Below are 16,404 nucleotides of genomic sequence, written 5' to 3' on the forward strand. Positions count from 1 at the left end.
ATATATTTAGCACTTTAAACACGAAATGAGTATGAACGCAATATTAACACGAGCATTGGAACAGCCATATGTTGCTATTACAGAAATTAAACAAACCGTTGAAAATGCACTTTCCGAATCCTCGGTAAGCGCAATCATCAATGCCCCTATTGAAAAAGTAGATATCGCAGACTGGCTTTTAAATTTGCCGGATGCTGAATATCAACGCTGTTCAGTAAATCACATAGCTGCCGGAGTAACTTCTACCTTCGATGGTGAACCCATGTCTATCAATGTGGAAACTATAGGGAATGCACTTGTGGTGCAACATTATGTTGCCATCGTTCATCGACCTGATTATTGCCGAATGCTTTCCGTGTCGGATACGATTACTGCTGGCGGAAGATCAAAAGTACAGGTGCTTTGGGAACTCAGAGCTGAACGTGTAGACGACAATACAACGCGATACACTAATACCATTCACGCGACGGCAACACCGGAGTTCCTGAATTTCATTAAAGAACATGGAATTAGCCTGAAGGATGCGGCCAAAGCCAGACAAGAGGCATCCGATGCCCATAATCGTGAAGAGACGCCTAATTTCGCAAAGAGCATTGAAAATAAAGCGCTGTATGGACAGTATAATCTATCCTTCTAAATGTACTTTTTTTATATATCCGGATTGTCTGTATCCTGTCGAAGAATGCGGCTTTTAAGGGGATGCCTGGAAGGACGTTTTTTGTGAGCAGAAGGTTTTTTTCATCAGCTGATTATTGGCATCAATAAATATCCCGGCATCGATTTTTGGGCTTTATAATGACCGCTATTTATATGAAGTAACATGGTTTTCGTGTGTGATTAATCATTCACGAACTAAAGTAAGCATATAATACTAATGAATACAGATGCCCGGCTTCAAACTGAAGCCGGGCATCTGTATATATAAGCTGTCAGCTTTTTTAAATAGTTTGGGCGCTGGTCATTTGTCTGGCCTTTCTGGATCTCATGTAAACTACCAGGAAAGTAAACGCGACAATCAGGATAACTGGCAGCACTACAGTGATCTTCAATACCTCAGGGCCTGCAAGATTTTTCGCCTCGTTTAACATTGCAGCTTCGGGACTCCCCTCCGTGGCCGTCGCATAGGTGGCGAGGCTGGTGCCTGCCGGCAGATGCTTAACAATCAAACCATCATAAAATCCTCCCATAAACATAGTATATATGGATACGGCAAACATCCCGGCTCCTCCCAGCAGGTTAAGCCCGAGTGCTCCGGACTGTGGGATGTTTTCGGCAACAAAACCGATCATCGTTGGCCAGAAGTAGCATACGCCAGTACCGAAGATCAGCGCGGCGAAGAATACAGAGCTGCCTGTAAATGTACTCAGCATATAAAGGCCTGCGGCAGCGAAAATAGCGGAAAACAAGAGTACGCCCTGTGGTTCCAGCTTTTTAACGATCGGCTTAGCGAAGGCTCTGCCCACAACCATAATACCAGTCGTTAAGGTCAGGAGCAAAAGTGCATTGTCTGTGACGTTTTTTAGCAGCAGACCAATCCACTGACCGGTGAAAAGTTCGGTGATGGCAGTCATCAGCATGCAGACGAACATGAAGATAAAAAGCGGTGTAAATACTGCCGCGTACATATCACCACTGGAATAACCGGATGAAACCCTTTCAGTAGGTGGGAAATCGAGCCTTGAAAACAAATATCCATAGATCAGAGTAGGTATCAGCATGGTAGCCACCTGCAATTGCCAGCCCAGATTGAGTTTAACAAACAAAGTAACCACCAGCGTGCCGATCACAATACCGCCCGGAAACCAAAGGTGAAAGTAGTTCAACCTGGTTGTCTTTTCCTTTGGATAAAGTGTTGCTACCAGCGGATTACAGGCCGCCTCTACTGTGCCATTGGCAATACCAATCAGTAAGGTAGAGAAAAACAGCGTCCAGTAACCCTGGGCAAAAATGGTAAGTGCAATGCCGGCCAGGTGAAAAACAAAAGCAAGCACGAGCAGTCGTTTCATACCTATGACGTCGACTATAAAACCACCGACGACCATGGCCAGCGGAAACCCCCAAAAGGCGGTAGCCGTAATAGTACCCAACTGAGTCGCGTTTAACTGAAAATCGACCCCTAACTGGTTCATCATTCCTGCGCGGATACCAAAGGAAAGGGAGGTCACTAATAATGCCAGGCAGCTTGCCCAGAATAACTTATTACTTTGAATGTTTTGCATATACGTGGTTTTTGGACAGTATTATAGGTCAGGTATCGGGTTTCTTAACGTGTATGATTTGTCTCTGTATCAAGGCGGATCTCACATTCAATTCTCCGGACAATAGAAGCCGCGCAGGATTAAATTACAAAAAAATCTTGTATCATAAATTAAATTAGTACAAACGTACGCCTTAGATACATGCAGCGGACAAAATACCATCAATCTCTCCGAGTGACGCATATCCTGACCATGTAGAGAAATTTACAGAATTAGTCGAACCTAAATATGTATTTCACAATTTAGGTATTTCAAAGTCAATGAAGATCCCTGACAACTTCGGCCCCGGAGCCATTGCGTAGTATATCCAGGTCGGCGCCCAGGTGTGCCTGTTGCACGTGATCAATATAAAATTTTACATAACCACGGATTGCCATAGGAGGGGGGGGCTGCCAATTAGCCTTCCGTGCAGCGAGTTCTTCATCAGTAATATCAAGATGGAGTCTTCGGTTAGCCACGTCCAGCTCTATTATATCTCCATTACGTACTAAGGCCAGCGTACCTCCTATTGATGATTCCGGGGATATATGTAATATTACCGTACCTCCTGCAGTACCACTCATGCGGCCATCTGAAATGCGCACCATATCTTTAACGCCTTTTTGCAGGAGTTTCATCGGTAGATCTACATTTCCAACTTCAGGCATCCCTGGATAACCCACTGGTCCAACGCCTTTCAGAACAATCACACATTGTTCATCAATATCCAGGTCCGGATGGTCGATGCGAGCGGTATAATCTTCTATACTTTCAAATACGACTGCCCGTCCCCGGTGTTTTAGTAAATGAGTAGATGCAGCGGCGGGTTTAATAATAGCCCCATGCTCACATAAGTTGCCTTTAAGCACAACCATACCTGCCTCCGACTGCAATGGAGACTGCAGTGTAGCAATTACATCCGTGTTATAACAGGGGGCGATGGCGCAATTATCTATGAGGCTTTTTCCATTAACGGTTAATACATCTGATTTCAGATATGGTTGCATTTCGCGTACAACTGCCGGCAGGCCACCTGCATAATAAAAGTCCTCCATCAGAAATTTTCCTGATGGCTTCAGGTTAACCAGAAGAGGGATTTTACTGCCGATGATATCAAAATCTTTAAGTGCAAGTGGAATTCCGATCCGGCCGGCAATTGCCAGCAAATGAATAATAAAATTTGTAGAGCCGCCAATTGCAGAATTTACGACTATTGCATTTTCAAACGCATTCCTGGTAAGTATACGGGAGAGTCTCAGATCCTCTTTTACCATCTCCACAATGCGCCGGCCACTTAATTGAGCCAGCAGTTTCTTGCGCGCATCTACAGCAGGAATAGCTGCCGCACCGGGTAACGTTATGCCGAGGGATTCTGACATACAGGCCATCGTACTGGCAGTGCCCATGGTCATACAGTGGCCCTGACTGCGCGCTACGCCGGTTTCCACTTCCTGAATGTCCTGCATCGTGTAATTTTCCACTCCCAGTTTTTCTTTTATCATCCAGTTGAAAGAACCGCTCCCAATACATTCACCCCGGAAGTGCCCATTGAGCATAGCGCCACCTGGTATTACAATCGTAGGGAGATCGACACTGCAGGCGCCCATGATTGTGCTTGGTGTGGTTTTGTCACAGCCCGTCAGTAATACCACTCCATCTATGGGATTGGCGCGGATTGTTTCTTCCACGTCCATACTGGTCAGGTTACGAAACAGCATTGTGGTTGGTCGCATGACCGTTTCTCCGAGTGATGTAACCGGAAATTCAAATGGAACACCTCCTGCCTCCAGCACTCCGCGCTTTACCACTTCGGCTATTTCGCGAAGATGGCCATTGCAGGGAGTGAGCTCACTCCAGGTATTACAGATCCCGATAATCGGCCTGTTAACGAAATAATCATCGGGATAACCCTGATTGCGGAACCAGGACCGGTGTACAAAGCCCATTTTATCCTGTTTGCCGAACCAGTCGGAGCTTCTTAGCTTTTTCTGTTTATTCATTGCCGCCATTTTTCACTTATCCCACCAGATTCTTGTACTTAACTTATCAGGTCCCTGCCTTGAAATGGCCGCATTTACATTTTCACTATTTACGCTTAGTTCAGATGTTGGATAGGTCAGTCGCCTGATGAAGGTACCATTAGGTACGTCAGGATTCCCAGGTTGTCCATAGGGATTAGGCGAAAGTTCGGGGAAGCCACTTCTTCTGAAATTAGCAAACGCTTCTGGTCCATTCAGAAAGGAGGCAATCCAATATTGCGTATTGATCTGCTCCAATTCATTACCGGCTGTAAGCGGATGGGCTGCTATATAATTTTCACGGTCTTCCGCTTTAATAGCTGAATTAACGTCATATACTACCATCTGATCCATATGAGCTCTAATGCCGTCAGAGAAGTATTGAGCAGCGGTACCCATGGTGATCCAACCCCGGAAACGCGCTTCTGCCAGCAATAGGTTGGTCTGCGCTGCCGTTACAAGAAACACGGGTGAAAACGTTTTGAGCAATCTGCGCCTGTCAACCTGACTATAGTCATAAAAACTAGCCAGACCGTCGGCCGTTGCAGCGGCACCGATGGTGCCATTGTCTTTGCCGATAGGCATACCAATTTGTCTCGCAGGATCGCTCGTACCGGCAGCAGCAGTTTGTCCTGCTCCGCTGGTGGCGCCTACATATCTGATGGCAATTGCTGATAATCGCGGATCATTCGTGTTTTTTAGCTGGTCCGCAAATGGCTTAGCGAGGTAAAAATTAGCAGCCTCACCTCCGTTAAGTGTATTGCCAATAGGTTGGGTATAATTGGCATCATGTCTTATATATGCGTTGTCTGCATTATCAGTGATCACGCCGCCTGCTATGGCGGACTGCACGGTGCTTTGCGCTTTCGCCGCATCTACTTTACTCAACCGCATACCGGCACGCAATAGCAGAGAGTAAGCGAATTTTTTCCACCTGGTTATATTGCCAGCATATAATATGTCGCCGGTTTCGATAACAGCAGTAGTATTGAGTGCTGCCGCGGCCTCTGTGAGTTCCTGTATAAGCAATGGATAAATGTCCTGCTGGCGGTCATATACGGGGAATAGTACGCCCGTACTAAAACCGGCACCAGCTTCCAGATAAGGAATGTCTCCATATTCGTCGGTAAGTATCATAAAAACATATGTCTGGTAAATGCGGGCCATATTGTACATGTTACTACGATTGGCAAGGTCCTTTGACCGGACAAGTGCATCATATGTATTTTTTATCACGCTTTGATAGTAAGCGGTCCACAGTGGCTGGGTAGTTACATCGCGACTGTCCTGGTTGAAATTTGCGCCGGCGAGTACGCCACCATTAGGAGATACCATCTGCTGTACGACTCCGACATCGAATACCAGGGATTTTACAGGGAAGGACGTGTTGATGATAGCCTGGTTCAGCAACAGGATCGGATCAAGCGAGGTAGAATTGGTTTCGTTGACGTTCAGATCGCTTAAGCCTTTATCACAGGCAACAAAGAAAAATGATATGATGATTGGAAAAAAAATCTTTTTCATAATGGAGGCTGTTAAAATTTAATGTTCAAATTCAATCCAAGACTACGGGTTGTGGGTAGTCCGGGTGATTCCAGCCCGATCTGATTATCGGAGCCAAAGCCAAACGTTTCAGGGTCAATGTTATCAACCCATTTCTTTAAGAGTAGTACATTATTGCCAACGAGATCCAGCTTCATACTTTTTACAGGCCATCCTGCCGGGAGATGCCTGGTGAAATCATAACCTAGTGAGATCTGCCGTAGCTTCCAGTAACCGCCATTATATACAACAGCAGCAATGATCTGTTGTGAGCGAAGATGTTCCCAGTAGGTCTGTGCTGCCGCTACAGCATTATTGGGATTACCACTGGCATCTACACCTACGCCCTTCACACCGCCTTCACGTCCTTCCAGCGTTTTTTTGTGTAGTCCATGTCTTATTGCATTGAAGTTGGTGCCTGACAGTAATTTATTACCCAGTTTATAATCGATAAAGACGCTTAGTCTGAATCCTTTATAGTTGACTGTGTTTAAGAAGCCGCCGACCCATTTGGGCAATGCGCTGCCAAATAAAAGGAAGTCGGACGTACGTTGGGGTAAGCCATTTGACTGGAATATTTGTTGTCCCTTATCATTATACGCATAACCATAGCCAGCAATCTGGCCTATTTCTTGACCTACCACGTGCCTTGTTTCTCCGTTGAAGACGTGTGTACCGGTAGTGATACGTTCGCCTGGTTTATCCGTGATGATACTTAGTACTTTTGTGATATTATAGGAGGTATTTGCAGTAAATTCCCAGTTCCAGTTAAGACTTCTTACCGGTACCAGGTTTAGTACGGCTTCAAAACCATGATTACGACTTTTACCACTGTTGATTGGTCTGTTAAGATATCCCGACGCATCTGAGATCTGTACCAGTACTATCTGGTCACTTGTGATTTTGCGGTACGCTGCCAGATCGATATTAACACGGCTATCGAATAGCCTCATTTCCAGGCCGGCTTCGACTTCAGCTACTCTGCTAGGTTTTAGATTTGCGTTTGGTAATGTAGTGCCGGTAACGTTATTACTGATGTTGCTGGTGCCAACGGGCACTGCCTGTCCGTTGGGGTTGCTGATGAAATTAGCATTGGGTGTATAGAACAGCTGATTAGAATATGGCGCAACATCTCCATCGCTGCCTACTTCGGCATATCCTAACCGCAGTTTACCAAAATTCAGCCAACTGACATGAGGCAGATGTTCTGAAAAAATATAACTACCGGATACAGATGGATACAAAATACTCCGGTTTTCTGGCGACAGGGTGGAGAACCAATCATTTCGTAAGGTACCGGTGAGGTATAAAGTCTGCTTGAAATTTATTTCAGCGGAACTGTACAATGAGTTTACCCCCTGTTCTATAAGCGTATAAACCGGGTCTTTGGAACGTCCGTTTTGTACAGTATATATACCTCTGGTGATGAAGTCTGTTACTACAACATTGTTGGCGTCAGTCCGCTTACGCATACGGTTACCGCCAGCATTTATGTTTACTTCTATCTCACCGAATTTTTTATTCGCATTTATCAGGAAGTCAAGGTTAGTTTCCCGGAATCGCCGCGATTCCTGGGTATACAGGCCATTTACAAATCCTGGCGGTGCGGCTGCCCGGGAAGCCTGACCGGTTGGGAAGTTATTTACGTCTTCGTCCCTGGACCAGTAGTCCTGTCCAAACCGACCTTGTACGCTGAGCCATGGCCGGAGGTTGTATTTTAGGGTGACGTTACCGAAGATACGGTCCCGCTTAATGTTATGGAATTGTTCTGCCATTACCCAATAGGGGTTGGTGCGGTTAGTAAACCTTGACCAATTGTATTCATTGCCGGCTGAATTGTATTTATTTTCATCCAGCACATGCAGCGGCATGGAGGTAGACATGGCCATCAGCGTAGTAGGAATTGAATTGTCCTGATTAGCTATATTGGGTGGGTTTTTATTGATTTCCCGGGAATAATTTATGTTACCGGATATCAAAAATTGCGCTGAAAGATTATAACTAAACCCAAGGTTCATCGATTTGCGATTAAAGGTGTTGTTGGGCATGATCCCCCTGTTTTGGGTATTATTGAGCGATAACCGGAAGCCACCTTTATCATTACTACTTTCAAAGGCAACTGTATTAGCAATATTCTGACCATGACGATAAAATTCTTTTATGCGGCTAGGTTGTGGTTCATAGGGAACTGTTAAGTTATCGAAAAGGATTTGCGTCATTCCCGGAGCAAATTTTTCCCCAAACGACCATTGCCCGGAGGTCGGATTTGGTGATGTGGGCCGGACGCCATTTTCACCCTGTCCGTATTCTTTTTGATAGTCAGTAAAATCGAGTGGAGTATCGTTGGTATAGTTCAGATTATAAGTAACGCCGATACCTCTTGTATTCCCTTTTGTTCTTGTCGTGATCATGATTACGCCGTCTTTGGCGCGGGAGCCATACAGCGCGGATGCAGGTGCGCCTTTCAATATAGTCATGTTTTCAATATCATCAGGATTAATACTTGACAATCCGTCGCCGCCATCTGAAAACACACCCCCACCTTTTACGCCAGTGATATTATCGTTGAAATTGGTATTGTCGACCGGAACTCCATTAATGACTATTAATGGATTGTTCTGTCCTGAAATAGACGACTGGCCCCGGATGCGGATCTTGGAAGTACCGCCCGGACCTGTGCCAAGCGAAGAGATATTTACTCCGGCTACCTTACCCTGCAAGGCATTCATCACATTACTACTACGGTTTACGCTTATTTCTTCCGGCTTAACACTGGTGGCGGCATATCCCAGGCTACGCGCCTGTTTTTTAATGCCAAGCGCCGTTACAATCACCTCACCCAGGTTTTGGTTGTCAATGGACATGGCTACATTTATTACCCTGCGTTCCGTTACCTTTACTTCTGTTGTTTTAAAACCTACAGAAGTAAAAACCAGCGTGGCGTTGTTGGCTGCAGCAATACTGTATCTGCCCGTGCTATCGGAAGTGGTGCCGATGGAGCTTCCTTTTACTACTACAGAAACCCCGGGCAATTTTATGCCTTTCTCGTCAGCAATCGTTCCGGTCACAGTTTGTGCATAGGTGTAGGAGACAATCAGATTTAAAATAAGAAGCAGCCACGGCCCGGCAAGACGGGGGGCACTGCCGTAGAAGTACTTTTTCATAACGCAAATTGGTGTGGTGAGGAATCTTTGGAAGTACCAAATTATCCGGTATTACAGATAAAAACTTCCAAAATAAAACAGCGTTGAATTTTGTACGTATAGGTTGAACAAATTTCCTTACTTTATGTATGCCTATACATAACCTATATGAATCAATTTGTGCTACAATACGGTAAATCTGTAGAGCTGTTGTTGTTCCCGCATATTCTGGAGTTAGGCATGAAGAAGAATGGTTCCATTCAGCCTGATAGCTTTCCGGTAACAACTGCAGAAGGATTACGCATCTACCATATAACAGAAGGCCGTTTTGAATGGCACATTAACCAGCAACTGTATGTGTTCTATCCCGGTGATGTAGCGCTGATAATGCCTGGTATTGCATTAGGCGCAGAGAACAACATACTTGCGATTGGCTCCTATATATGGATACAAGTGACCGTGCAAAAGCTGGATAACGGTCATATACAACCAGGTGAATGGAGCGCGTTGTCCGACGCTGAAGCCACCGCCATTGGCAAAATATTATGTTTGAACAATCTACCTGCATTGAGCCGGTTCAGTGAAGTATGTAATATTATTAAAAGTATTTATACGGAGTTGATCGGGATGGAAGTGGCTTACCAGACGCGCATTAATCAGCATATAGATGAATTATTGATACAGGTTGCCCGTAAAGTGACGCGCCAGACGCGTTCCCCACGTGATTTTCCCCAAGCCTTTACGGACCTGGAAGTGTTGTTGCGTCAGGACCTTTCACATCAGTGGACAGTTGAAGAAATGGCAGGACTCGTAGGTATGGGCACCACTTTGTTCACGGAAAAGGTTAAAAGTTACTCGGGTTTTTCGCCAATTAGTTACCTGATCAATATCCGCATTTCAGAAGCGATCAGATTATTGAAGCGGACCGATGTCACTGTGACTGATATCGCACTTGATACCGGCTTTTATTCTTCACAACATTTTTCTACCACTTTTAAGAAGCTGACAGGTTATCGTCCAAGTGAATTTCGAAAAAATCATTTGCGTAATATAAAATAGTTGTAGATATGAATTGCATCATAACAGTTGAGTTAGGAACTTATGGAATATGGGTGTTTGTATATGACCTTGATGGCAATGTTATAGGATCGATGAAAGGGCGCTATCCTACATTTCATGCCCAACCTGACTATAGTGAGCAAGACCCTGAGCAGATATTTATTACAACCTTATATGTGTTGAAAAACATTTTAAATGAATATGTACATCCGAGAAAGTATAAGGTTGCCAGTATATGTTTTTGCGGATCTATGCACAGCGTGCTTGCTGTCGATATGAAAGGGAATCCATTAGGTCATGCCATTACCTGGGCAGATAACCGCGCAAAACAAGAAGCACAGGAACTGCGTAACTCAACTATGGGAAGAAAGCTGTATGAGGAAACAGGGACGCCTATACATCCCATGTCTCCGTTGGTGAAAATTGCATGGATCCGGGACCGTGATGAGGAGAGATTCAAGCTGACCAGTAAGTTTCTGTCTATCAAAAGCTATATCATTCATCAGCTCACCGGGGAGTATATGATTGACTATAGTATTGCATCGGCCACAGGATTGCTGAACATTCATAAGGTGGACTGGGAAGATGATGCGTTAGCATATTCCGGTATTACGGCGGAGCAATTAGTGCCAGTAGTTCCTGTATTTGCGGCTGTGGGAAAATTGAAAAAGGCGTATCAACAGTCATTAGGCCTACAGCCAGATACAAAAATCCTCATTGGCTCCAGCGATGGTTGTCTGGCTACATTAGGAGATGGCATTATGAAAGGGGAGCAAAAAGCGAGTATCACGATTGAAGATAGTGGAGCCGTGCGGGTAATAGGGCCAACCGTATTGAAAGATAAACAAATGCGATTCTTTAATTATTTGCTTACTGATAATTTTTATATATCAGGTGGGCCAACCAATAACGGGGGGAATATTTTTGAATGGTTCACCAGGCATTTTGGTGAATTTATCAGTCAGTTTGATATGGAGCAGAGTATGCAGAAATTGCTGGAGGAAGCGGCTAATGTGTCGCCAGGATCAGACGGACTCTTATTCATGCCCTACCTGTTAGGTGAACGTGCACCGATCTGGAATGCAAATGCGCGCGGTGCTTATTTCGGCCTTAATATCAATCATGAGCGTAAACATTTTATCCGTGCTACGATAGAAGGGATTTTATATGAAATCTACAGTATTGGTAAGGCGCTAGGCGAGCATCGTTCTATTGAAAGCCTTTCGGTCAACGGCAGTTTTGGCACGATTCCTTTTTGTAGCCAGTTAATTGCCGATATATTCAATAAACCGGTCCAGGTAAGGCAACAATTTCATAGTGTTAGCTTCGGCGCTTATTTATTGAGTGCTACTGAAATGGGGATATATAAATCACTGGATGATGTTTCCACGAAACCGGCGGAATTTTCCAATGTTTTTAAACCCAACAGGCAGCATCATGGGATATATGCGGATTACTTCCGCATCTTTGAGAAGTTGACTACTAAGTTGTCCGACGAATTCGAAGCTATCGGAAATCTGCAGCAGAAGTATGCTCATCCCTCTAAAATACATATAAATGAGAAACCATAATTCAAGAAGATCTTTTATATCACAAGCCGCAATTGCCGCCACGTTGTCGCCTTTATCTATTTTCGGGCAGGGTTATGAAAGGGCGATTGATCGCATACCTAAAGTATCTTCTCCTTCCAGTCTTAAGATCACAGCGGTAAAATGTGGTTATATCCGTGGTAGCCTGTTTGTTAAGATCTACACCAATCAGGATATCTGGGGTTGCGGCGAAGCAGTGGATGCTGTCGCCGGAACTTATTACCTTGTAAAGATCCTTGGGGCGCGGATAGAAGGGCAAAGTCCTTTGAATGTACACCGTTTGTTTGAAGATATCCGTAAATCGGGCTTCTTCCAGGGGGCTCAGTCGGGTATGTACGTAGCCGTATTATCCGCTATAGAAACGGCATTGTGGGATCTGGCGGGCAAAGCCTTAGGGTTGCCTGTATACCAATTGCTTGGGGGCAAATTCCGTGATAAAGTGCGGGTTTATTGCGATACGGCATTGTATCAATATAATCTGCCGACCGCCACTGATTTTGCTGAAGCAGCGCTTGATGCAAAAAAAATGGGATTCAATGCGATCAAATTTGATCTTGATCAGGCAAACGATCCTAATAAATATGACCGATATAACTGGACGGCTAATGCAGCGGAATTACAACGTATGTATGACCAGCTGGCAGCTGCACGGCAGGCAGTAGGGCCAAACATCGATATTTGCGCAGATATGCACGGACGTTATGATGCGGTAACTGCCCATGCCATCGCAAAACGATTGGAGCCCCTGAATCTGATGTGGCTGGAAGAGCCCGTGCCGGCTGAAAATATTGAGGTGTATAAACTTATTGCCGATTCTACCACGACCCCTATATGCGTAGGGGAGAATCAATACCTGGCCTATGGTTTCAGGCGAATGCTGGAGATAGGCGCAGTTGATATTGTAATGCCGGACCTGCAAAAGTGTGGCGGATTGGGGGAGGGACAGCGGATAGCCAATCTGGCTAACTTGTATTATATTCCTTTTGCACCACACATGGTAGCGTCGTTTCTGGGCGCTATGGCTTCAGTACATGTTTGTGCCGCAGTGCCTAATTTCATGATCCTAGAGTGGCAGCGTTACTTCCATTCCCAACCAATGTTTCGGGAAATTGTATCCTATGATGGTGAATGGGTGAAAAAAGGATATATCACCGTCTCAGAAAAACCAGGTATTGGTGTCGAGATCAATGAGTCGGGAATGAAGAAGTATGCGGTGCCAGGGATGCCTTTTTTTGAATAGTTGTAGCTTCGTAAGCATACTTAAAGATCCTTTCTGATGCTGTTGGCTACGACTTTTAGCAGATCAGGACTTAATCTTTGTTTAAAATCGGGGTTGATATACTCGAAATGGATTGTACCACTTTTGTCCAGTATAAATACTGACGGCACTGGAAGCAGTAACTCTGTATCCATACCACCGGTTGTTTTTGGAAGCATATTCCAATATGCTTCGGGCGCTTTGTATGCAATCCCAAATTGTTTGGATAACGAGAGGTCAGCGTCGGAAAGTAACTTATAATCCAGTTTCTCTTTTGTGGCAGATTGCATAAGTTCTTCCGGGGTGTCAGTACTTATTGCGATCAACTGGTATCCAAGCTTTTCCAGTTCTGGTGCAGCCTGTTGTAATCCTGAAAGTTGTCTGGAGCAGTAAGGACACCAGCCACCCCGATAGAATATCAGGACGGTCGGTTTTTCTGATACCGCTTTATTGAGGTCGAATTTCTTTCCAGATACATCAGTTAATATCGCTTTGGGAATCTTTTCCCCGTTAAGTAAAGGACTGATATCTTCCGGCTTTTGCGGTGTTGAATAAGGCATCTGGTATGATGCTGTTGTATTTTTCATCGACGAGGACTGCATCGATGTAGTCTGGGCATTAGACATTGTGGTTGTTGTAGATGCTATAGCTAGTGCTATAGCAATTGATTTGACGCATTCTTTTGTAAAACCTTTCATTTTAAGACATATTTAGTTCGGTAATCTTGACAGAGACTCTGTTTTATACCAAAGATAAATGTGTTTGTTACTTATTGAGCTATCTGTATTTCCCGTTTCATTGTCAATATTTCCCACGGTATGTCCGCCGGCTATAGATAGAGCAAGACCTGATATCCGGCAGATCTTCATACCTGGTTGCTTTAGATATAAATGGTTTATATCTTGCTTTCAAATTAACCCCTTAAACCCTATCATCATGTCCATGTGGGAAATTGAAAGCCTGGTAGAAGAAGGAATTAACCTGGTTGATAAAATAGGCACAACAAACGAAAAGAAGATTCAATTGATTGGAGACCTGTATGCTATATAAGACCAACACGTTTGATCCGCTGGACAAGAAGATCTATATCGATTTTGGTTCTCCGTTGCGGAAAGATGAGCCACCATTGAAATTGATGTATTCCTATGATCTTGGAATATACCTCATTCGTGAAGCAGATAAACTGAAGGAAAAGGAGCGTGTGTATGACTGGACCGCATTCCTTATTGCTTACGGGGAAGATGATGACACAGAGAAATTGATTAAAAAGTATTTCAAGGAGATCAAAAAGATCTGGTCGAAATATGATTATTCGGATTATGAGCCAATTCATGAGTCGCTGACTGTGTCAAGAGAACTGCTGGATGAAGCTGATGACTGGAAGGATACATTTGAGGATGGGAGAGAGGATTTGCTTGATTGGTTTTTTGACGAAGAATAGATTCATATAATTGAGTTCCAGGGTGCAGTACCCTAAAGCTAATGAAAAGGCGTCCGTTTTTTACGGGACGCCTTTTCTGGTTTATATATTGAAAGTTTTAAATGTTCTTTGTCCGGCGGAAAGACTTGGGTGTCAGGTGTTCATTCTTCTTAAAGAAGTTGATAAAATGAGGCGGCTCTTCAAATCCCAGACACCAGGAAATTTCTGATATGTTCCAGTCTGTATGCTTCAGTAAACCACGTGCTTCCTGTGTAATACGTTCTGCAATAAGTTGAGAGGTAGTTTTACCGGTGATTTCTTTCAGCGCCCGGTTCAGACTATTGACATGAACGGAAAGCTGTGTGGCAAATTCTGCTGGGTAACGAAAGTTGATACGCTGCATAGGAGATTCTATGGGAAACTGGCGCTCCAGTAACTCGGTAAACATAGATGCAACCCGTAGGGTACCGTTTGATTTATTGTATTGTTGGCCGGTAGCGGGTTCCATTTTAAGTGCACAGTGGATGAGCTCCATGACAAGGTTACGTAACAGATCGTATTTGTAGGTATAGTCGGAGTTGATCTCGTCATGCATTTTCTTAAATATGCCTGTTATATGAGTCGTCTGTTCGGGAAGTAGCTCAAATAGGGGGGTGTTACCTGGTTTAAATACAGGATAATCCCGGATATGTCCGAACTGATCAAAAAAGGTTTCGGTAAACACACTGAAATAGCCCGATTGGTCTTCGCCGACATGCTCCCATGCATAAGGTATATTGGGATTGGTGAATAGCAGGGCGCTTTTCTGTACTTCCAGTGATTTATCAGCATAATACAGCCTCGTATGTCCATTCAGGATACTGATTTTGTAATACCCTTTTCGGTCATACGGTTGACAATTGACCACCGGGCCGTCCGGGTCTTTCAACAGAAAGACGTTGAATTGACCTATGTCCCGTTTCAGGTTTTCCGGCATCCAGCTCATCCTGGTTTGCTGTAGTTCCTCATGTTCTGACTTTGGCATATATAAATTTACGATAAAGATCAAAGATAGAGGCAGGTATGATGGCCTGCCTCTGGTTGAGTAAGAACTACTTATGAGATTTTGATGACGATTTTTCCGAATGGTCCCTTCGACAGATGCCTGAAAGCTTCCGCTGCATTTGCAAAATCATAGACCCCGTCAATCATCGGTCTAATCTGATGTTGTTCAAAAAAAGCATTCATTTCTTCGAATGACCTGCGATGTCCGATAGATAGTCCTACAATGTTGGGCTGTTTAGCAAACAGAGAAAAGACATTCACAGTTAACTGTGGGTGGTCCAGAAAGCCAATTATCGCTATCGTGCCTCCAAATTTGATAGCCTTTACAGATCTGGTGATATCACCTGCCACCAGCTCAACGATTTCATCGGCCCCAGTTCCTCCAGTCAGTTTTAATACCTCCAGTTCCCAGTCCGGCTGTGTATGATAGTTGATAAAATGATGTGCCCCGAGGCTCATTGCTTTAATACCTTTCTCATCCTGACTGGTAGAGATGATCACCTTAGCATCCAGCGCGGCAGCGATTTGTACGGAAAACAACGCGACACCTCCGGTCCCCTGAATGAAGATGGTTTGTCCTTTCCGGATGTTGCCTACGGTCGTAATAGCATTCCAGGCGGTTAGTGCCGCGATGGGAAGAGTGGCAGCTTCTTCATCCGTGAGATATTCTGGTTTAGCGACTGCAGCAGCTTCATTGATCACTATATACTCAGATAGCACTCCGGCCAACGGAGAACCCAGCAGATAATCTGGATCGTCGGGAGTCCGTTCTCCATCCAGCCACCTGGTATAGACTTGTGTAATGACCTTATCGCCTTCCCGGAAACGGGTTACATCTGTACCCAATGCCACGACGGTTCCACTGGCATCTGAAGCCAGCGTGATAGGTCCCTTTTCCAGAATATCAGGATTGTAGACGCCATCAACAATGGCTTTGTCTCTGTAATTGATGGAAACAGCATTGACTCTGATAAGCAGGTCATTGGGCCCTGGTTGCGGGATTGCTATATCATCTAAGTGGAGATGTTCAATGCCGAACTGATGGAGTCTCCATGCCTTCATTTTTTGTGTTGCCATAAAAATTTGTTATTTGA

The 16,404-nt window shown here is 44.5% G+C and carries 12 protein-coding genes; 5 read left to right on the plus strand and 7 right to left on the minus strand.

Translation table 11 applies throughout. From position 1 onward, the window contains the following. The first annotated feature begins 31 nt into the window (after positions 1-31). Positions 32-637 (plus strand): hypothetical protein, encoded by a 606-nt coding sequence (locus BMZ72_RS33700; protein ID WP_089815484.1) that lies wholly within the window; start codon positions 32-34, stop codon positions 635-637. A gap of 301 nt (positions 638-938) precedes the next feature. On the opposite strand, the gene BMZ72_RS33705 is transcribed toward BMZ72_RS33700, so the two are convergent. From BMZ72_RS33705 to BMZ72_RS33720, 4 genes are all read right to left on the minus strand, one after another. Beyond that, positions 939-2,219, minus strand: a complete 1,281-nt coding sequence (locus BMZ72_RS33705) for an MFS transporter (RefSeq protein ID WP_089815486.1) — start codon at positions 2,217-2,219, stop codon at positions 939-941. A 296-nt stretch (positions 2,220-2,515) separates the two neighbouring features. Further along, positions 2,516-4,237, minus strand: a complete 1,722-nt coding sequence (locus BMZ72_RS33710; protein ID WP_089815487.1) for an IlvD/Edd family dehydratase — start codon at positions 4,235-4,237, stop codon at positions 2,516-2,518. A gap of 12 nt (positions 4,238-4,249) precedes the next feature. Further along, entirely contained in the window at positions 4,250-5,779 is a 1,530-nt protein-coding gene (locus tag BMZ72_RS33715; protein WP_089815489.1) for a SusD/RagB family nutrient-binding outer membrane lipoprotein, read from the minus strand. An 11-nt stretch (positions 5,780-5,790) separates the two neighbouring features. Continuing rightward, positions 5,791-8,961 (minus strand): SusC/RagA family TonB-linked outer membrane protein, encoded by a 3,171-nt coding sequence (locus BMZ72_RS33720; RefSeq protein WP_089815491.1) that lies wholly within the window; start codon positions 8,959-8,961, stop codon positions 5,791-5,793. 147 nt (positions 8,962-9,108) lie between these two features. Between BMZ72_RS33720 and BMZ72_RS33725 the strand changes: the two genes are divergently transcribed. From BMZ72_RS33725 to BMZ72_RS33735, 3 genes are read left to right on the plus strand one after another with little or no spacing between them, the layout of a single operon-like run. Continuing rightward, complete coding sequence (locus tag BMZ72_RS33725) at positions 9,109-9,999, plus strand: helix-turn-helix transcriptional regulator (protein WP_089815492.1); 891 nt, start codon at positions 9,109-9,111, stop codon at positions 9,997-9,999. An 8-nt stretch (positions 10,000-10,007) separates the two neighbouring features. Further along, entirely contained in the window at positions 10,008-11,570 is a 1,563-nt protein-coding gene (locus BMZ72_RS33730) for a gluconokinase (RefSeq protein ID WP_089815494.1), read from the plus strand. Beyond that, positions 11,557-12,828 carry a mandelate racemase/muconate lactonizing enzyme family protein gene (locus BMZ72_RS33735; protein ID WP_089815496.1) on the plus strand — a complete coding sequence of 424 codons (1,272 nt, stop codon included), beginning with the start codon at positions 11,557-11,559 and terminating at the stop codon, positions 12,826-12,828. The genes BMZ72_RS33730 and BMZ72_RS33735 overlap by 14 nt, the downstream gene beginning before the upstream one ends. Positions 12,829-12,848: 20 nt before the next feature. Here the strand turns inward: BMZ72_RS33735 and BMZ72_RS33740 are convergent, their stop codons facing one another. Continuing rightward, the gene (locus BMZ72_RS33740; RefSeq protein WP_089815497.1) at positions 12,849-13,544 is read right to left on the minus strand and encodes a peroxiredoxin-like family protein; all 696 of its coding nucleotides are present in this window, start codon (positions 13,542-13,544) and stop codon (positions 12,849-12,851) included. A gap of 341 nt (positions 13,545-13,885) precedes the next feature. On the opposite strand from BMZ72_RS33740, the gene BMZ72_RS33745 reads away from it, so the two are divergent. Next, the gene (locus BMZ72_RS33745) at positions 13,886-14,287 is read left to right on the plus strand and encodes a hypothetical protein (protein WP_089815499.1); all 402 of its coding nucleotides are present in this window, start codon (positions 13,886-13,888) and stop codon (positions 14,285-14,287) included. A 97-nt stretch (positions 14,288-14,384) separates the two neighbouring features. Here BMZ72_RS33745 and BMZ72_RS33750 read toward each other — a convergent pair whose 3' ends face one another. Both BMZ72_RS33750 and BMZ72_RS33755 read right to left on the minus strand, forming a co-directional pair. Further along, on the minus strand, positions 14,385-15,290 hold the full coding sequence (locus BMZ72_RS33750; protein WP_089815500.1) for a helix-turn-helix domain-containing protein: 906 nt from the start codon (positions 15,288-15,290) through the stop codon (positions 14,385-14,387). A gap of 71 nt (positions 15,291-15,361) precedes the next feature. Further along, complete coding sequence (locus BMZ72_RS33755) at positions 15,362-16,387, minus strand: zinc-dependent alcohol dehydrogenase family protein (RefSeq protein ID WP_218155322.1); 1,026 nt, start codon at positions 16,385-16,387, stop codon at positions 15,362-15,364. Positions 16,388-16,404: the final 17 nt, after the last annotated feature.

Source organism: Chitinophaga sp. YR627, from assembly GCF_900114995.1.
GTDB lineage: Bacteria > Bacteroidota > Bacteroidia > Chitinophagales > Chitinophagaceae > Chitinophaga.